This window comes from Lentzea sp. (assembly GCF_036380075.1).
Taxonomy (GTDB): domain Bacteria; phylum Actinomycetota; class Actinomycetes; order Mycobacteriales; family Pseudonocardiaceae; genus Lentzea.
The window spans coordinates 1-17,676 of record NZ_DASVFL010000240.1 but is presented as its reverse complement, the minus strand read 5'-3'; the positions used below and the strand labels follow the sequence as shown (position 1 = coordinate 17,676).

Annotated in this window: 15 protein-coding genes; 12 read left to right on the top strand and 3 right to left on the bottom strand. The window is 72.8% G+C overall.

Translation table 11 applies throughout. The features are described from left to right. Positions 1-45 precede the first annotated feature (45 nt). Positions 46-762: a response regulator transcription factor gene (locus VF330_RS26265; RefSeq protein WP_330854351.1), complete on the top strand. Its 717-nt coding sequence runs from the start codon at positions 46-48 to the stop codon at positions 760-762. A gap of 21 nt (positions 763-783) precedes the next feature. Here the strand turns inward: VF330_RS26265 and VF330_RS26260 are convergent, their stop codons facing one another. Beyond that, the gene (locus VF330_RS26260; RefSeq protein WP_330854350.1) at positions 784-1,149 is read right to left on the bottom strand and encodes a VOC family protein; all 366 of its coding nucleotides are present in this window, start codon (positions 1,147-1,149) and stop codon (positions 784-786) included. 53 nt (positions 1,150-1,202) lie between these two features. On the opposite strand from VF330_RS26260, the gene VF330_RS26255 reads away from it, so the two are divergent. Continuing rightward, on the top strand, positions 1,203-1,661 hold the full coding sequence (locus VF330_RS26255) for a MarR family winged helix-turn-helix transcriptional regulator (RefSeq protein ID WP_330854349.1): 459 nt from the start codon (positions 1,203-1,205) through the stop codon (positions 1,659-1,661). Positions 1,662-1,667: 6 nt separating this feature from the next. On the opposite strand, the gene VF330_RS26250 is transcribed toward VF330_RS26255, so the two are convergent. Further along, entirely contained in the window at positions 1,668-2,069 is a 402-nt protein-coding gene (locus tag VF330_RS26250) for a nuclear transport factor 2 family protein (RefSeq protein ID WP_330854348.1), read from the bottom strand. A gap of 209 nt (positions 2,070-2,278) precedes the next feature. On the opposite strand from VF330_RS26250, the gene VF330_RS26245 reads away from it, so the two are divergent. Further along, positions 2,279-5,236 (top strand): AfsR/SARP family transcriptional regulator, encoded by a 2,958-nt coding sequence (locus tag VF330_RS26245; protein WP_330854347.1) that lies wholly within the window; start codon positions 2,279-2,281, stop codon positions 5,234-5,236. 31 nt (positions 5,237-5,267) lie between these two features. Here VF330_RS26245 and VF330_RS26240 read toward each other — a convergent pair whose 3' ends face one another. Beyond that, positions 5,268-5,531 (bottom strand): hypothetical protein, encoded by a 264-nt coding sequence (locus tag VF330_RS26240; protein WP_330854346.1) that lies wholly within the window; start codon positions 5,529-5,531, stop codon positions 5,268-5,270. A gap of 375 nt (positions 5,532-5,906) precedes the next feature. Here VF330_RS26240 and VF330_RS26235 point away from each other — a divergent pair, with 375 nt between their 5' ends. The 9 genes from VF330_RS26235 to VF330_RS26195 all read left to right on the top strand — a co-directional run. Further along, entirely contained in the window at positions 5,907-7,169 is a 1,263-nt protein-coding gene (locus tag VF330_RS26235) for an MFS transporter (protein WP_330854345.1), read from the top strand. After that, on the top strand, positions 7,169-8,242 hold the full coding sequence (locus tag VF330_RS26230) for a branched-chain amino acid aminotransferase (RefSeq protein WP_330854344.1): 1,074 nt from the start codon (positions 7,169-7,171) through the stop codon (positions 8,240-8,242). The genes VF330_RS26235 and VF330_RS26230 overlap by 1 nt, the downstream gene beginning before the upstream one ends. Positions 8,243-8,281: 39 nt before the next feature. Then, positions 8,282-9,298: an asparagine synthetase A gene (locus VF330_RS26225; RefSeq protein WP_330854343.1), complete on the top strand. Its 1,017-nt coding sequence runs from the start codon at positions 8,282-8,284 to the stop codon at positions 9,296-9,298. Continuing rightward, entirely contained in the window at positions 9,295-10,569 is a 1,275-nt protein-coding gene (locus VF330_RS26220; protein WP_330854342.1) for a glutamate synthase-related protein, read from the top strand. The genes VF330_RS26225 and VF330_RS26220 overlap by 4 nt, the downstream gene beginning before the upstream one ends. A gap of 1 nt (position 10,570) precedes the next feature. Then, positions 10,571-10,999, top strand: coding sequence for a cobalamin B12-binding domain-containing protein (locus VF330_RS26215; RefSeq protein WP_330854341.1), 429 nt, complete (start codon positions 10,571-10,573; stop codon positions 10,997-10,999). Further along, on the top strand, positions 10,996-12,201 hold the full coding sequence (locus tag VF330_RS26210; protein ID WP_330854340.1) for a methylaspartate mutase: 1,206 nt from the start codon (positions 10,996-10,998) through the stop codon (positions 12,199-12,201). The genes VF330_RS26215 and VF330_RS26210 overlap by 4 nt, the downstream gene beginning before the upstream one ends. 14 nt (positions 12,202-12,215) lie before the next feature. Next, positions 12,216-12,425 carry an MbtH family protein gene (locus VF330_RS26205; protein ID WP_330854339.1) on the top strand — a complete coding sequence of 70 codons (210 nt, stop codon included), beginning with the start codon at positions 12,216-12,218 and terminating at the stop codon, positions 12,423-12,425. 30 nt (positions 12,426-12,455) lie between these two features. Beyond that, a complete protein-coding gene (locus VF330_RS26200) occupies positions 12,456-17,177 on the top strand; it encodes an amino acid adenylation domain-containing protein (RefSeq protein WP_330854338.1) in 4,722 nt (1,573 codons plus the stop codon). Further along, positions 17,174-17,676, top strand: a 503-nt coding sequence (locus tag VF330_RS26195; RefSeq protein ID WP_330854337.1) for a condensation domain-containing protein, incomplete at its 3' end; no start/stop codon positions are given. The genes VF330_RS26200 and VF330_RS26195, both read left to right, overlap by 4 nt.

Genomic DNA, 17,676 nt, shown 5'->3' with positions numbered 1-17,676 from the left:
CGAGCGTGCTACCAGTTTGAACCGGAACGACACGGAGGGAGCTCCATGCGCGGATCTGTGAGCTGTGCGCCAGTGCTCGACCGGCCGCGCACGGTGATCCGGGTGCTGCTGATCACCGACGACCCCGGCGTCGCCACCAGGCTCGACACCACCGTCACCGGTGCGGGCCACGCGCTCGACCAGGTCCCCGACGCCAGAACCGGCCTGGACCGCGCGCTGTCGCGGGGCTGCGACGTCGTCGTCCTCGACCGGCGGCTGCAGGCGGGCCGCGGCCTGGAGCTGATGAGGAAGCTGCGCAGGGCCCAGGTCCTCACCCCGGTGATCATGCTGGCCGACGGCGACGTCCGCGACCGGGTGGCCTGCCTGCAGGCCGGTGCCGACGACTGCGTCGACCACCTCACCGAGTCCGAGGAGCTGCTGGCCCGCCTCCGCGCGCTCTACCGCAGGAGCCCGTACCGCACGGGAACCGTGCACCTGGGCGCCGCCCGCGTCGACGTGCCCCGCCGCCTGGTGATCCACGAGGACGGCACCCGGACCAGCCTGACGGTGCAGGAGTGCGCGGTGATCGCGGTGCTCGGCGCCGAACCCGGCCGCGTGGTGTCCCGCGCCCGCCTGCAGGCGCTGGTGTTCCCCGACCGGCACGCCAAGTCCATCGTGGACACCTACGTGTACCACCTGCGGCGCAAGCTGGGGCGCGAGGTGGTGACGACCGTGCACAGCGTGGGGTACCGGCTGGGCCACGTCCCGGTGCGGATGTCCTGACGACGCGTTCGGCGGGTCGGGTCAGGCCTTGTCGTGGATCGTGACCACGTAGCCGTCCGGGTCGGCGAAGGCGAACGTGCGCCCGAACGGCCCGTCGAACGGCGCCGTCACGATCGGGACGTCCGCGCTCGCCAGGTCATCGTGCAGGGCCTGGGCGTCGTCGGCGTGCAGCCACAGCGCCACGCCGAGACCCGGCTGAGCGGCGTCGAGGTCCACTCCGGGCAGCGGTTCCCGCACCGCGAACGGGATCGGAGCGGTGCCGAACACCACCGCTCCGGGCGGACCGGCCGGCAGGCGGCGCAGGCCGAGGCGGGTCTCGTAGAACTCGGCGGCGCGGTCGAGGTCGCGGACCTGGAGGGCGAGGAAGTCGGGGCCGGTGACAGTCATGTCTTCTCCTATGTCAATGTGCTGACATGTCGAAGCTATGTCATGATGCTGACATGAGTCAAGCCGAGGTGCTCGGGCCGTTGGACACGGCGGTGGGGTACGCGTTGAAACGGGCGGCGACCGCGTTGCGGACCGCGATGGACGTGGCCCTGCGTCCGCTGGACCTGACGGTGTCGCAGTACTCGTGCCTCGAGGTCCTGTCCCAACGGCCGGGGCTGTCGAACGCCGAGCTCGCCAGGGCGGTCTTCGTCACGCGCCAGTCGATGAACCTGGTGCTGCGGGGACTTCAGGACCGCGGCCTCGTGACCCGGCCCGAGACCGCGGCGCACGGCAGGGCGCTGCCCAGCGAGCTCACCGACGCCGGCCGCACGCAGCTGCGCGCCGCCAGCGCCGCGGTCCGCGCGGTCGAGAAGCGGATGCTCGCGCCGTTCTCCGAGTCCCGGCAGAACAGACTGTTGCAGGACCTCGTGGCGTGCACCGAGGCGGTCGCCGTCGCCGAGCCCGAGTCGTGACCGGAGTCAGCGCCGGGAATCGGGCGGCGGGAGGTAGTAGAACCGCCGCCTGCTGAGCAGCAGCGAGTCGTCGGACAGCGTGAAGAAGTCCGCGAAATCGAATTCGCCGCCGTCGTGCGGCGGCGCGGTGCCGGGTGGGGAGTAATGGCCGACGGCCACCACGCAATGCCCTTCCGCGATCACCTTGAACAGTTCGTGCGTGCCCCGGGTCCCCGCCAGGCGCAGCGCGGCCTCCCGTCCGTGACCGGTGGGCGCGCCGGGGTGCCGCACCTGCATGTCCTCGTGCAGCAGGGACGCGTACGCGTCCAGGTCACCCGCGTCCAGGTACAGGTACGACAGCCGGACGTGGTCCACGCCCGCGGCCAGCGTCGCCGCGCTGGGCGACGTGCGCCGGCCCTCTGACGTCATGGCGAACTCCTTCGGGCGCTCGAATTGCTATGCACACCGTTTCAGTTGCCGATAACCCTGGCCTATCCCGGCGCTTTCACGGCGCCATCAGGACCCGATTCCGTCCCGCATGGCGGGAGATGCAACTTCCGCCGGATATACAAGAACTGCTCCGTTCCATACATTGGCGCAGTCGGTCGCTGGGGGGACGTAGAGGAGGGGCGGCGGACGTGGGTGCTGTGCTGCGCGGGTCTGGGGAATCGGTGTTGCGGATTCTCGGGCCCATCGAGATCGAGGGACCGTCGGGACCGGTGCGGGTGACGCCGGGCCGGCAGCAGGTCGTGCTCGGGCTGTTGCTGATGGAGGCCAACCAGGTCGTCAGCACGGACCAGATCGTCGACACGCTGTGGCACCAGGAACCGCCGGACACCGCGCGCACCCAGGTGCAGATCTGCGTGTCGCGGCTGCGCAAGACGATGGTCGACGCGGGGGTCGACCTGCCGATCGTCACGCGGGTGCCCGGCTACCAGCTGCTGCTCGGCGGCAACACGCTCGACATGCACGTCTTCGCCGGCAAGCTGGCCGAGGCGCGGGTGCTGGTGAAGGAGGGCAGGGCGGGCGAGGCCGCCGGCCTGCTGCGGTCGGCCGTGGCGCTGTGGCGGGGGCCGTGCCTGAGCGGCCTGCCGAACCCGGCGTTGCGCAGCCGCGCGTCGCGGCTGGACGAGGACCTGCTGACCGCCACGGAGGACTACCTCGAGCTGGAGCTGGACCTCGGCCGCCACCACCAGATCGTCGGCGAGGTCACCCGGCTCGTCCACGAGCACCCGATGCGCGAACGGCCGCGCGCCCTGCTGATGCTCGCGCTGCACCGCGGCGGCCGGCAGGGCGACGCGCTGGAGGTGTACCGGGCCGGCCGGCACCTGCTCGTCGAGGAGCTGGGCCTGGAACCGGGGGAGCGCCTGCGGCTGCTGGAGTCCGCGATCCTGTCCGGCGACGTCGTCAGCGGTCACGCCGAACCGGCCCCGCCGGTGGTCGCGCCCGTGCCGAGCTTCGAACGGCCGCGCCAGCTGCCCGCCGACACCGCCGACTTCATCGGCAACGACGCCCTGATCCGCACCGCCGAGGCCGTGCTGGCCGGCGGTGACCGAAGAGCCGTGGGCGTGGTTGTCGTCATCGGCAGACCGGGCAGCGGCAAGACCACCGTCGCCGCCCACGTCGGGCACCGGATCGCCGACCGGTTCCCCGACGGACAGCTCTACTGCGACCTGCGCGGCACCCGCGAGGAACCGGTCTCCCCCGCCGACGTGCTCGGCAGGTTCCTGCTGGCACTGGGCATCCCCGGCCCGGTCATCCCGCTCGGCCTGGACGAACGCGTCGAGATGTACCGGACGCTGATGGCCGAGCGCCGGACGCTCGTCGTGCTCGACGACGCCTCCACCGAGAGCCAGGTCATCCCGTTGCTGCCGGGCAGCAACACGTGCGCGGTGCTGGTGACCAGTCGGTCGCGGCTGACCGGCGTGCCGGGCGCGCGGCAGGTCGAGGTCGAGGTGTTCACCTCCGCGGAGTCCCTGGACCTGCTGGGCCGCGTCGTCGGCGCGCAACGCGTGGCACGGGAACCCGAAGCCGCCGAAGCACTCGTGCGCACGGTCGGCGGTCTGCCGCTGGCGTTGCGGATCATCGCGGCCCGCCTGGCCGCCCGGCCGCACTGGTCGCTCGCGTCGATGGTGCACCGCCTCGCGAGCGAACGGCACCGGCTCGACGAGCTGGCGCACGGCGAGATGACCATCCGCGCCAGCCTTTCCCTGACGCACAACGGGATGGACCGCCGGTCGCGGACCCTGTTCGGCCTGCTCGGCCTCTCCGAGGGACCCGAGCTGCCCGGCTGGGTCGCGGGCGCGGTGCTCGACGACGACTCCCGCTACCCGTCGGACCTGCTGGAACCGCTGGTGGACGTGCAGATGCTGGACGTGTCCACTGTGGAGCGAACCGGTGAGTTCCGCTACCGCTACCAGGACATCGTGCGGCTGTTCGCGCTGGAGAAGCTGCGCGTGGAGGTGCCGGAGGACGTGCGGCGCGGCGCGGTCGAACGCGTCCTCGGCGGCTGGCTCGCGCTGGCGGAACAGGCCCACCGCGCCATCTACGGCGGCGACTACGCCATCCTGCACGGCACCGCCTCGCGGTGGACGCCGCCGTCGACCTACGTCCAGCAGGTGCTCGCCGACCCGCTGGAGTGGCTGGACGGTGAGCAGGCCAACCTGTGCGCGGCGATCTCGCAGGCCGCCGACGCCGGGTTCGACGAGGCGTGCTGGGACTTGGCCGTCACGTCCGCGACGCTGTTCGAGTCGCACGGCTACCTGGACGACTGGGAGAAGACGCACGAGAAGGCGCTGCGGGCCACCCGCGCCGCCGGCAACGTCCGCGGCACGGCCGCCGTGCTGAGCTCACTCGGCACGTTGCACATCAACCGCGGCCAGACCAGCCGCGCGCACGACGCGCTGACCGCCGCGCTGGCGACGTTCGCCGACCTCGACGACCCGCGCGGCCTGGCGCTGTGCCGCCGCGACCTCGGGCTGCTCGCGCGCTGGGCGGGTGACGACGACCGGGCGCTCGTCCTCTACGCCGCCGCGATGCGCGACCTCGACCGGGCGGAGGACCTGGTGGGACGGGGGATCGTGCTCACGCACCAGACCGACGTCCTGTGCCGGCGCGGGCTCACCGACGAGGCCACGGCGCAGCTGTCCGAGGCGATCAGGATCTTCGAGGACGCCGGCTTTCGCAGCGGCATTCCGCACGCCCTGCGGCGGATCGGCCAGGTCCAGGTGCGGGCGGGACAGCACCTCGAGGCCTCGCGCACGTTCGCACGGGTGCTGGAGATGGTGCGGGAGAGCCGAGACGTGATCGGCGAGGGGCACCTGCTGCGCAACCTCGGCGAGGTGAACGCCGTGCTGGGCGAGGACCGCGCGGCGCTGGGCTACTTCGAGCAGGCCCTGGCGGCGCGGGAGCGGATCATGGACCACGTCGGCGCCGCGGCGGTCCGGCTGGACCTGGCGCCGGTGCTCGCGCGGCTCGGCGAGTCGAACCGGGCGTCGGAGCTCGTGCTGCACGCGGTGCAGACCTTCGGCGACCGCGGGATGGACCGGGAGCGGGTGGCCGCGGAGCAGGCGCTCACCGGGCTGACCGCGAGCTAGTTCCCCAGGTTTTCGCGCCCCTGGAACGCTTTCAGTTCCAGGGGTTGCTGTCCTGCGCGCCGTTCCACGGGTTGCTGTCGTCCTGCGCGCCCTCGGTGGTGCCGTTCCACGGGTTGCTGTCGGGAGTGCCGTTCCAGGGGTTGCTGTCCGGGGTCCCGTTCCACGGGTTGCTGTCCGCCGCGACCTGGACGGATCCCGCCGGCACGGCCGCCTCGGCGACCGCGGCGCCGAGTCCGAGGACGAGGGCGGCGCCGGCGACGGTGGTGGCGATCCGGGCGATCACGGCGTGCGTCATGACGTTCTCCTCAACAGTTCTGCGGGGATTTCCGCTGCCATTTCCGGCTGACGTCAAAAACGCTATTCCTGCCGAGAATCCCGGCCCTATCTCGCCGACAATCCCGCCGCTATCACGACCGGCAGTCGCTTTCGCCGCGTGATAGCAGTCGCGTATGCGCAGCTCAGGCAGTTGTGTGGCGGATCTGCCCGCGCGATTCGAGCGGTCTATTCCACGTGGATGGCCTCGTGATGTCGCGGAGATAGCGGAATATCCGAGATTGGTGACCGTCCCGCTCGCCGCAGCCCCGAAGAAAAGTCTCGGAGGAACGATGCCCGCCAGCAGTCATCGCCCGGCCGCCCCCGCCGGGGCGCTCCGGTGAGCGGGGTGTCCCAGGTGGACGAACCCGAAGTCGCGCCGAACCCCGCGCCGGACGTCGGGGCGGGGGCGCCGCGCACCCTGTGGCGCGACCGCCGCGCTCTGGGCTGGGCCTTCGCCACCGGGGTCTCGGCGGTCGGCGACGAGATCTGGTACGTCGCCCTCGCGTTCACCGCCGCGCAGCTCGGCAACGCCGGCCTCGCCGGTCTGGTCCTGGCCTGCGCCACCATTCCCCGCGCTCTGCTGACGATCGTCGGCGGCGCGCTCACCGACCGGTTCGACGCCCGCCGCATGATGATCGGCGCGGACGTGGCGCGGATCGTCGTGCTCGCCGGGGCGTTGACCGCGCTCGCCGCGACCGGGGTGTCCGCGGGTCTGCTGATGGCCGTCGGGCTGCTGTTCGGTGTGGCCGACGCGTTCTACGGACCCGCCGCCGGCGCGTTCCCGCGACAGCTGGTGCGCAGGACCGAGCTGGTCAGGCTGTCGGCGTTGCGGCAGCTGCTCGACCGGCTGGCCGGCGTGCTCGGCGCACCGCTGGGCGGTCTGGTGCTGGTGGCGTGGGGACTGGGCGGCGCGATGGCGCTCGACCTGATCTCGTTCGCCGTGGTGCTCGCGGTGCTGGTCGCGGTCCGGCCGCGCTGGCCGCTGGCGCGCTCCACCGGCGGCACGGTCCGCGCCGACATCCGCGACGGGCTGTCCTACCTGCGGCACACGCCGAAGGTCCGCGACCTCGTGATCACGTTGTCCGGCCTCAACGTCTTCGTCAGCCCGGTGGTCGCGGTCGGCCTCGCGCTGCACGCGGTGAACCGCGGCTGGGGCGGTGTCGGACTCGGCTGGCTGACCGCCGCGATGGGAGGCGGCGCCGCGATCGGCACGCTCGTCGCACTGAAGTGGCGTCCCGAACGACCACTGCGCGCCGCCGTGCTGCTGCTCGTCGCCCAGGCCGCGTCGCTCGGTCTCGTCGGCAACGCCGGCTACGCCGCCACCATCGCCGGGATGACCGTCGTCGGCGTCGTGGCGGGACTCGCCTCACCGATGCTGTCCGGCGCGTTCCAGGCGTCGGTCGACGAGGAGTACATCGGCCGCGTCGGCTCGGTGCTCACGCTCACCGACGACGCGCTGACGCCGCTCACGATGGTCGGTTTCGGCCTCCTCGCACAGGTTCTCGGCCTCGGCACCGCCGCGCTGCTGTTCGCCGGCGGCTTCCTCGCGCTGCTCCTCTACGCCTACTCCCGCACCCACGTGCGGGAACTGCGGATCCCGGACGAAAGGAACTCCTGATGACCACCCAGCTGACCGCCCCCGCCACGACGAGTCCCGGCCACGGCGACGCGTTCACCGACCACATGGTCAGCCTCTCCTGGAACGCCGTCGACGGCTGGCACGACCGCCGCGTCGGCCCGCTGGAGATGCTGCCGCTGCACCCGGCCACGATCGGCCTGCACTACGCCCAGGTGATCTTCGAGGGGCTCAAGGCCCACCGCGGTCCCGACGGCTCGGTGTCGGTGTTCCGGCCCGACCGCAACGCCCTGCGGTTCCAGAGCTCGGCCCGCCGGCTCGCGATGCCGGAACTGCCGGTGGACGAATTCCTCACCGCCGTTGACGACCTCGTGCTCCTCGACGGCGCCGGCCTGCCCGACGACCCGTCGATCAGCCTCTACCTGCGGCCGCTGATGTTCGCCACCGACCCGAACCTGATGCTGCGCCCGTCCGACGAGTACCGCTTCCTGCTCATGGCGTTCGTCGCCGGCGGCTTCTTCGGCGACAAGGCGCTGGAGCCCGTGTCGGTGCTCGTCAGCCGCGAGCACAGCCGTGCAGTCCAGGGCGGCACCGGCGACGTGAAGTGCGCCGCGAACTACGGCCCGTCGTTCGTCGCCCAGAACCTCGCCCGCCAGGCCGGCTGCCAGCAGGTCGTGTGGCTCGACGCCGCCGAGCACCGGTGGGTCGAGGAGATGGGCGGGATGAACCTCTTCTTCGTCCGCGACACGGGCGCCGGCACCGAGGTCGTCACGCCGGGGCTGACCGGCACGCTGCTGCCCGGCGTCACCCGCGAGTCGCTGCTCGTGCTGGCCGACCGGCTCGGCCACACCGTCCGCGAGGAGCGCATCTCCGTGGACCAGTGGCGCGCCGAGTGCGCGTCCGGCCTCATCACCGAGGTCTTCGCCTGCGGCACGGCGGCCGTGGTCACGCCGGTCGGCACCGTCCGCGACCGCGACGGCGACTGGGTGGTCGGCGACGGCACCGCCGGACCGGTGACCCGCGAGCTGCGCCAGGCGCTGGTCGACACGCAGCGCGGCGTCCTGCCCGACCCCGGCGGCTGGCGGCGCGTGATCGTGCCCCCGTCCGCGCTCTGACCTCTCTCCGATCACAGAAACCAAGGGTGGGAAAGAAACATGGAGCACGCAACGAGTGTCGCGATCGCGCCGCGGGCCGATCGGCTGCCGCCACCACTGGCACGGCACCTCGCCTCGGACACCACCAGGGCCGCGATGCGCATCCAGCAGGAGGTCCTCGGCGCCGCCAGGGCGTTCCTGCGCGGTGAGGGCTTCGTCGAGATGCTCCCGCCGGTGATCGGTCCCGTGACCGATCCGGGGGCGCGGGGCTCCAAGCAGCTCGACGTCGACTACTACGGCCACAAGTACAAGGTCATGACCAGCGGCATCCTCTACAAGCAGGCGTCGCTGCTGGCGTTCGACAAGATCTTCTACATCGCGCCCAACGTCCGGGCGGAACCGGTCGAGACCTGCAACACCCGGCGCCACCTCGCCGAGTTCCACCAGATCGACGTGGAGATCGCGCACGGCAGCCGCACCGACGCGATGGGCGTCGCCGAACGACTGCTGACCCACGTCGTGAAGCACGTGCTCGCCACGGTGCCCGACCAGTTCGAGCTCCTCGGCCGCGACCCCCAGGCGTTCGCCGAGCTGCTCGCCGGGCCGTTCGACGTGCTCACCCACCGCCAGGCCGTCGACGCGCTGCACGGGCTCGGCTACCCGCAGAGCCCGGACGCCGAGATCGAGTGGACCGGCGAGGAGCTGTTGTCCTCGAAGAGGGACCGCCCGTTCTTCGTCACCGACTACCCAAAGGGCTCGCGCGGGTTCTACGACCGGGAGAGCACCACCGAACCTGGCCGGCTGCGCAACTTCGACCTGCTCGCGCCCGAGGGCTACGGCGAGCTCGTCAGCGGCAGCGAACGCGAGTCCGACTACGCCACGATCGTCACCCGCATGCGCGAGACGGGGGAGAACCCCGCGAAGTACCGCTGGTACCTCGACGTCATGCGCGAGGGCATCCCGCGCAGCGCCGGGTTCGGCATGGGCCTGGAGCGCCTGAACCGGTTCCTCACCGGGCTGGACGCGGTGTGGCAGGTCAACGCCTACCCGAAGGTGCCCGGCGAGGTGGCGCCGTGAGGGCCGGTGGTTTCCCCGAGGAACAGGTCCGCGCACGGGCCCTCGGCGGTGCCGCTGAGGCGTTCCCGCCAGTGGAGTCCTACGGCCACGAGGTGTTCGGGCAGACGGCCACCGGTGCGAGCGCTCCCGCCGACGAGCTGGACGCGGCCAGGCTGGTGCCGCCGGTGTTCATGCCGCTGCGGCTGGAGAAGCTGATCGACCTCGGCCGCGAGCCGCTCCAGTCCGATGTGGACCTGACGACGACGATCGGTGGGTTCACCTCGGCGCTGCCGGTGTTCCTGTCCGCCTTCGGGTCCACGAAGATCGGCAGCTCCGAGGTGTCGGTCTCGGCCAGCCGGCAGGCCGGCGCGCTCGGCATCCCGATGGTGATCGGCGAGAACGTCGTTCCCGTCACCGGCTACCGGCGCGAGCCCGACGCCACCACCGGGATGCTCGCCCGCGTCCGCGCCTACCTCGACGAGGCCGGGCCGTCACTGGGCGGCGTCGTGGTGCAGCAGAGCACCGAGGACGCCGACGCCGAGGTGTGGAACCTCGTCTACAGCGACCCGTCGGCCGAACCGCTGCTGGCGTCCGGCCGGCTCGGCTTCGAGCTCAAGGTCGGCCAGGGCGCGAAACCGGGACTCGGCGGCCTCACGGTGCTCGACCGGGCCACGGCGGCACGGGTGTCCGAGCAGTTCGCGCTCGACGACCTGTGGTCCTCCGGCCCCGGCGTGCTGCGCTCGGGCAGCCCCGGCACGTTCACCGACGAGATCCTGCGCCAGCAGATCCGGTTCATGCGCAACAACTTCCCGCGTGCCCGGATCTGGGTGAAGCTGCACCCCGGCCGGGACGTCGCCCAGGCGGCGGCGTGCGCGTGGGCGGCCGGCGCGGACGCGGTGACCGTCGACGGCGCCGAGGGCGGCACCGGGTGGGCGCCGCGCGCGTTCCTCGACCACGTCGGCCTTCCGCTGGCCGAGTGCCTGCGCCGGATCGGGCAGCCGGCCGGCTGCCTGCTGGCCACCGGCCGCATGTGGGAGGGCGGGCGCGCGGTCAAGGCGCTCGCGTCGGGAGCCACCGCCGTCGGCCTCGGCCGGGCCGCGCTGACCGCCGTGGACGCCGACTCCGGCCACGGCCTGCGCCGGCTCGTCGAGTGCCTCGCCTACGAGCTCCGGCTGCTGATCAGCGCGCTGGGCAAGTACTCGCCCGCGGCGCTGGACGGCGAGGACGTCTGGTTCCCCGGCTCGACCGGTGCCGCCGAGGAGGCGCACCGCCGCAGAGAAAGCCTGACATGACATGAAGAACCTGGTCCTGCTGTCCGGAACCGCGTCCGACTCGCACACCTGGAACCTCGTCTACCTCCAGCTGCTGCTGGAGGAGTCGGGCTACCGGGTGGTCAACCTCGGCGCCTGCGTGCCGCCCGCGCTGTTCGCCGACGAGTGCGAGGCCGAGCGCCCCGACCTCGTCGTGCTCAGCAGCGTCAACGGCCACGGCTACCGCGACGGGGCGCGCGCTCTCGCCGAGCTCCAGACCCGGCCCGGTCTCGCCGGGATCCCCGTCGTCATCGGCGGCAAGCTCGGCACCGGCGGTCCGGAACCGGACCGGGCGGACGCGCTGCGGGCCGCGGGGTTCGCCGAGGTCTTCGACGACGACACGGCCATCACCCGGTTCCAGGAGTTCATCGCCTCACCCGTGTTGTGCCGCACGGCGGGCACGGTGTCATGACGGGGTTCGCGGACGCGGTCGCCCTGGCCGGTGCCGAGGGCCGGCTGGTCGTGCAGCCCCGGATGGGCATGGCGTCCCCGGCCGAGATGCGGGGCGGACTGCTTGCGGTGCGCGACGCCCGTGCCGCCACCGTCGGCACCCTCACCGTCGACAGCTACACGCGGGTCGGCGACCACCAGGCCGCGCTGGCCGCACTGCGCGACGGCGCCCGGCTCAACGGCTACCCGATCGTCTCGCACGACCCGGCCGTGACGCGGGGCGTGCTGGACGGGCTCGACGGGTTCCCCGTGCAGGTCCGGCACGGGTCCGCCGACCCGCGCGCCATCTTCGGCGCGCTGGCCGCGGCGGGACTGGACGCCACCGAGGGCGGTCCCGTGTCGTACTGCCTGCCCTACAGCCGCAGGCCGTTGCGCGACTCGGTCGAGCACTGGTCGCAGGCGTGCGAGGGCTTCTCCGGGCACCTGGAGACGTTCGGCGGCTGCATGATGGGCCAGCTGTGCCCCCCGGGCCTGCTGGTGGCGATCAGCGTCCTGGAGGCGGTGTTCTTCCGCTTCCACGGCGTGCGCAGCGTCTCGTTGAGCTACGCCCAGCAGACCAACGCCGACCAGGACGCCGAGGCGATCCACGCCCTGCGCGCCCTCGCGGCCCGGTTCCTGTCCGATGTGGACTGGCACGTCGTGGTCTACACGTACATGGGCGTGTTCCCGCGGACCCGGTCCGGGGCGCGGCTGCTCAACGACAACGCGGCCCGCCTCGCCGTCCGGGCCGGCGCCCGGCGGCTGATCGTCAAGACCGTCGCCGAGGCGCACCGCATCCCGACCGTCACCGAGAACGTCGACGCGCTGGAGAGCGCCGCTCTCGCGGCGTCGTCGGTGGTCTTCGACGAGTCCTTCGAGGACACCGGTGTGCTCGCCGAGGCGACGGCACTCGTCGAGGCCGTCCTGGAGCTGTCCGCCGACCCCGGCACGGCCCTGCTCGCGGCGTTCCGGCGCGGCCTGCTCGACGTGCCGTACTGCCTGCACCCCGACAACGCGGGCCACGCCCGCAGCCACATCGACGACACCGGCCGGCTGCGCTGGTCGTCGGTCGGCGCCATGCCGATCGCGCGCACCTCCGTGAACAGCACCGGTCCCGCGGACTCGGCGAGCCTGCTCGCCGCGCTGAACCGCGTCGCCCACCTGCACGACACCCGACCCTGGTGAAGAGGAGACAAGTCATGGCCACCAACCCGTTCGAGGACGTCGACGGCGTGTACCTGGTGCTGGTCAACGAGGAGAACCAGCACTCGCTCTGGCCGCAGCGCATCCCCGTGCCCGAGGGCTGGACGACCACCTTCGGCCCGGACGGCCGCGACGCCTGCCTGACTTACGTCGAGGAGAACTGGACGGACCTGCGGCCCGCCAGCCTCATCGCCTCGATGTCCTGATCTTCCCGACTGCGTGAAGGGGGTGCCACCGTGCTCGACGAACTCCAGAACCTGCCGTCCGCGGTCGACCGGGCCGTGCGCTCGGCACCGGACGTGCCCGCCGTCGAGTACGACGGCGTCGTCCTGACCTATGCCGAGCTCGACGTCCGCGCCGGCGTCCTGGCCCGTGCTCTCGCGAGCAGGGGTGCCGGACCGGAGACAGTGGTGGCCGTGGCGGTGCCGCGGTCGGTCGAACTGGTCGTCGCGCTGCTGGCGATCGTCCGCACGGGGGCCGCCTACCTCCCGCTGGACCCCGACTACCCGGCCGAGCGCACCGCGCACATGGTGGAGGTGGCGCGGCCGGCGCTGACGCTGGGGCTCGCCGAGGTCCGCGACTGGACGGGGGACGCGCCGCTGACGGCGCCGCTGCCCGACCACCCCGCCTACGTCATGTTCACCTCCGGCACCACCAACAAGCCCAAGGGCGTGGTGATCACCCACCGCGGCATCCTCCGGCGGATGGCCGACGTCCAGGCGCACTACCGCCTGGCGCCGGGCGACCGGGTGCTGCAGAAGACGCCGTCGGGGTTCGACCCCTCCGTCGTCGAGGTCTTCCTGACGCTGGCCGCCGGGGCGACGCTCGTCATGGCCCGCCCCGGTGGCCACCGGGACCCGGCCTACCTGGCGCGGACCGTGCGGGCCGAGCGGATCACGATGATCCGGTTCGTCGCGTCGATGATCCCGCTGTTCCTGGACGAGTACCTGCGCGACGGCGCCGGCGGCCCGTTGCGGCTGGTGGCGTCGGAGGGCGAGGGACTGCCGATCGCCGTCGCCGCCCGGTTCCGCGAGAGCCTGGACGTGACGCTGTACAACGAGTACGGGCCGACCGAGGTCTCCGTCGGCGTCACGTGCCTGCCGTGCCGCGAGGTCGACGGCGGCGGGCTCATGCCGATCGGCCAGGCCACGCCCGGTGCGGGCATCCGGGTGCTCGACGCGTCGCTGCGGCCCGTGCCGGCCGGTGAGGTCGGCGAGCTCTACCTGACCGGTGTCCAGCTCGCCCGCGGTTACCTCGGCCGGCCGGGGGAGACGTCCGCGCGGTTCGTCGCCGACCCGTTCGGCGCGCCGGGCGAGCGCATGTACCGCACCGGCGACCTGGGACGGCTGCGGCCCGACGGCGACCTCGACTTCGCCGGGCGGACCGACGACCAGGTGAAGATCCGCGGGTTCCGGATCGAGCCCGCCGAGGTGGCGGGCGCGGTCGCGGCGCACCCGCGGGTCGGGCAGGCGGCGGTGACCGTCCTGACCAGCCCGGCGGGGGAGAAGTCGCTGGTCGCGTACGCCGTCGCGGACGGGCCGGCGCCCACCGGCGCCGAGGTGCGCGAGCACTGCGCGTCGATCCTGCCGCCGTACATGGTGCCGTCGGACGTAGTGTTCCTCGCCGCGTTGCCGTTGACTCCCAACGGGAAGCTCGACCGGCGTGCGCTGCCGGCGCCCGTCCGGGAGCGCGTCGTGGCGGGTGGACCGCCGCGGACGAAGGCGGAGGAGACGCTCTGCGCGTTGTTCGCCGAGGTGCTGGGCATCTCGCCGATCGGCGTGGACGACGACTTCTTCGCACTGGGCGGCCACTCGCTCGCCGCGGCACGCCTCGTCGGCAGGCTGCGGACGGTCGCGGGGATCGAGGTGCCGGCGCCCTCGGTGTTCGAGGCGTCCACGCCCGCGTCGCTGGCGCGGGTGATGGAGACGGCCGGGGCGGCGCGGTCCGGTCCGGTGCCGGTGGCCCATCCCGGACGGCCGGCGCTGTCGGCCGCCCAGCGGCGACTGTGGTTCGTGCAGCAGTCCCAGGGTGGGCACGCCTACAACGTGCCGATGGCGATGCGCCTGCGCGGACCGCTGGACGTCCCGGCACTGACCGAGGCACTCGCCGACGTGGTGGCACGGCACGAACCGCTGCGCACGATCTTCCCCGTGTTCGAGGACGAGCCGTACCAACGGGTTCTCGACGCGCCGACGGTCGCACTGTCCACAGCGGACGTGAACGAGCCCTTCGACCTGGAGGCGGAGATCCCGATCCGCGCGCGGCTGGTCGTGGAGGGCGAGGACGAGCACCTGCTGGTCCTGGTCGTGCACCACGTCGCGGTCGACGGGTGGTCGATCACACCGCTGTGGCGCGACCTGGCCCGCGCGTACGCCGCGCGGCTCGACGGCCGTGCGCCGGACTGGGACCCGTTGCCGGTGCGGTACCTGGACTTCACGAGGTGGCACCACGACCTCCTGGCGTCGCAGGACGACCTGCTGGCGTTCTGGACGGCCGAGCTCGCCGGCATGCCCGAGGAGATCGCACTGCCCACCGACCGGTCGGTCCGCTCGGCCGGTGTCCGGGCGGCGGGTGCGGTGGAGATGCGGGTGGACGCCTCGGCGCACTCCGCACTCAACGCGCTGGCCCGCGAGTCGAGGGCCACGTCGTTCATGGTGCTCCGCGCCGCGCTGGCCGGGGTGCTGTCGCGGCTGGGCGCGGGGGAGGACGTGCCGATCGGCGGGATCGTGGCCGGTCGCGAGGACGAGTCGCTGGCCGAGCTGGTCGGGTGCTTCGTCAACACCGTCGTGCTGCGCACCGACGTCTCCGGGCAGCCGACGTTCCGCGAGCTGCTGGCCAGGGTGCGCGAGCAGGACGGCGCCGCGCACCGGCACAGCGAGCTGCCGTTCGACCGCCTGGTCGAAGCCTTGCAACCGGCCCGCTCGCAGGGCCTGCACCCGTTGTGCCAGACGCTGCTCGTGCTCCAGCCGCCCGCGACCGCGCCGGAGTTCCCCGGACTGTCCGGTGAGGACGTTCCGCTGGAGGTCGACGCGGCCAAGGCGGACCTGGTGTTCGACTTCACCGAGGACGACGGGCTGCGCGGCACCCTGAAGTACGCCACCGACCTGTTCGAGGCCGGCACGGCCACCGCGCTGGCCGCACGGCTGGTGCGGTTCCTGGAAGCCGTCGCCGCGGCACCCGACACCCCGGTCGCGGACGTGGACCTGTTGCTGCCCGGCGAAGTCGCGGTCGCCGCCCCGGCGGCCAAGCGGTCGGACGACACCGTGCACGGACTGGTCTCGCGCATCGCCGCGGCCACTCCGCACGCCACCGCGCTGGTCTTCAACGAGTCCACAGTGGACTACGCCGAGCTGGACGGCCGCGCGAACCACCTGGCGCATCAGTTGGTCGCCGAGGGCGTCCGCCGCGGCGACGTGGTCGGCGTGCGGCTGGAACGCGGCATCCCGCTCGTCGTCGCGATCCTCGCGGTGCTCAAGGCCGGTGCCGCGTACACGGTGCTCGACGTCGCCTTCCCGGCCGCCCGGCTGGACGCCGTCACCGAGCTCGCCGGCATCCGCACCGTGATCACCTCCGTGCCGCGCGGTTCGGCGGCCGGCCCGCCCGAAGTCGTGGTGACGCCCGCGGACTCGGCGTGCGTCATGTTCACCTCCGGCTCCACCGGACGGCCCAAGGGCGTGCTGACCCCGCACGGCGCGCTGGTCGGCACGCTGACCGGCCAGGACTACGTCGGGTTCGGCGCGGACGAGGTGTGGCTCCAATGCTCGCCGGTCTCGTGGGACGCGTTCGCGCTGGAACTGTTCGGCGCCCTGCTGTCCGGCGCGACCTGCGTGCTGCAACCCGGCCAGTCACCCGAACCCGAACGGATCGCGGAGCTCATCGCCGCGCACGGCGTCACGACCGTGCACGTGTCCGCGAGCCTGCTGAACTACCTGCTCGACGAGCACCCGGACGCCTTCAAGGGCGTGCGGCAGCTCATGACCGGCGGCGAGGCGGCGTCACCGGCGCACGTGCGGACGGCGTTGGAACGCCACCCGGACCTGCGCCTGGTCAACGGCTACTCGCCGGTCGAGAACACCATCTTCACGCTCTGCCACCGCATCGCGCTCGCCGACACCGCGCGTCGCAGCGTGCCGGTCGGGCAGGTGCTCGCCGGCAAACAGGTCCACGTGCTGGACGGATCGCTGCGGCCGGTGCCACCGGGAACCCCCGGCGAGCTGTACATGGCGGGTGACGGGCTGGCGCACGGCTACCTCGGCCAGGGCGCCGCGACGGCCCAGCGGTTCGTCGCGAACCCGTTCGGCGGCGGGCGGATGTACCGCACCGGCGACCTGGCGCGGCAGGACGCGGACGGGACGGTCGAGTTCCTCGGCCGCGCCGACGACCAGGTGAAGATCCGCGGCTTCCGGGTCGAGCCGGGCGAGGTGCGCGCGGTTCTCGCCCAGCACTCCGACGTGCGGCAGGTCGAGGTCGTGGTGCGCGAGGACCGGCCGGGTGACAAACGGCTCGTCGCCTACGTCGTCGGTGGCGCGCAGGGGTTGCGCGACTTCGCCCGCGCCCGGCTGCCCGAGCACCTGGTACCGGCGGCGTTCGTGGTGCTGGACGCGTTGCCCCGCACCGACACCGGCAAGCTCGACCGCCGTGCCCTCCCGGCACCCGACGCGGTGGTGGCCGACGGCCGTGCCCCGCGCACGGATCGGGAACGCGCGCTGTGCTCGCTGTTCGCCGAAGTCCTCGGTGTGCCGTCGGTGTCCATCGACGACGACTTCTTCCGGCTGGGCGGCCACTCGCTGCTCGTGATGCGCCTGCTCGGCCGCATCCGCCGGGAGCTGCACGCCGAGCTGTCCGTCGCGACCGTGTTCGACGGACCCACCGTGGCCGACCTGGCCGACCGACTCGTACTCGCGAAGAAGGCCAGACCCGCTCTGCGGGCGCGGGCCCTGCAGAAGGAGACGTCGTGAGCCCCCTGTCCTTCGCCCAGCGGCGGTTGTGGCTGCTGCACCGGCTCGACCCGGCCGGCGCGCTCTACAACGCCACCTTCACGCTGCGGCTGCGCGGTCTGGCCGACGCGGACGCGCTCGAGTCCGCGCTCGCCGACGTCGCGCACCGGCACGAGACGCTGCGCACGGTCTTCCCCGAGGTCGACGGTGAGCCGCACCAGCTGGTGCTGGACACCGTCCCGGCGCTGGACCGGGTCTCCGTCGCCGACGAGGGCCTGCGGGACGCGATGGCCGAGGCGTCCGGGCACGAGTTCGACCTGGCCGCCGAACACCCGTGGCGGCCCACGCTCTTCCGGGTCTCGGCGAGCGACCACGTGCTGCTCTTCGTGATGCACCACATCGCCACCGACGGCTGGTCGTGGGGACCGTTGACCCGCGACCTCGCCACCGCCTACACCGCCCGGCTGGCGGGACAGGCGCCGGACTGGGAGCCGTTGCCCGTCCAGTACGCCGACTACAC

Bases quoted from the DNA above. Each gene is read 5' to 3' on its own strand.
- VF330_RS26265 (WP_330854351.1), top strand. From the start codon at position 46: ATGCGCGGATCTGTGAGCTGTGCGCCAGTGCTCGACCGGCCGCGCACG.
- VF330_RS26260 (WP_330854350.1), bottom strand. From the start codon at position 1,149: ATGACTGTCACCGGCCCCGACTTCCTCGCCCTCCAGGTCCGCGACCTC.
- VF330_RS26255 (WP_330854349.1), top strand. From the start codon at position 1,203: ATGAGTCAAGCCGAGGTGCTCGGGCCGTTGGACACGGCGGTGGGGTAC.
- VF330_RS26250 (WP_330854348.1), bottom strand. From the start codon at position 2,069: ATGACGTCAGAGGGCCGGCGCACGTCGCCCAGCGCGGCGACGCTGGCC.
- VF330_RS26240 (WP_330854346.1), bottom strand. From the start codon at position 5,531: ATGACGCACGCCGTGATCGCCCGGATCGCCACCACCGTCGCCGGCGCC.
- VF330_RS26230 (WP_330854344.1), top strand. From the start codon at position 7,169: ATGACCACCCAGCTGACCGCCCCCGCCACGACGAGTCCCGGCCACGGC.
- VF330_RS26225 (WP_330854343.1), top strand. From the start codon at position 8,282: ATGGAGCACGCAACGAGTGTCGCGATCGCGCCGCGGGCCGATCGGCTG.
- VF330_RS26215 (WP_330854341.1), top strand. From the start codon at position 10,571: ATGAAGAACCTGGTCCTGCTGTCCGGAACCGCGTCCGACTCGCACACC.
- VF330_RS26210 (WP_330854340.1), top strand. From the start codon at position 10,996: ATGACGGGGTTCGCGGACGCGGTCGCCCTGGCCGGTGCCGAGGGCCGG.
- VF330_RS26205 (WP_330854339.1), top strand. From the start codon at position 12,216: ATGGCCACCAACCCGTTCGAGGACGTCGACGGCGTGTACCTGGTGCTG.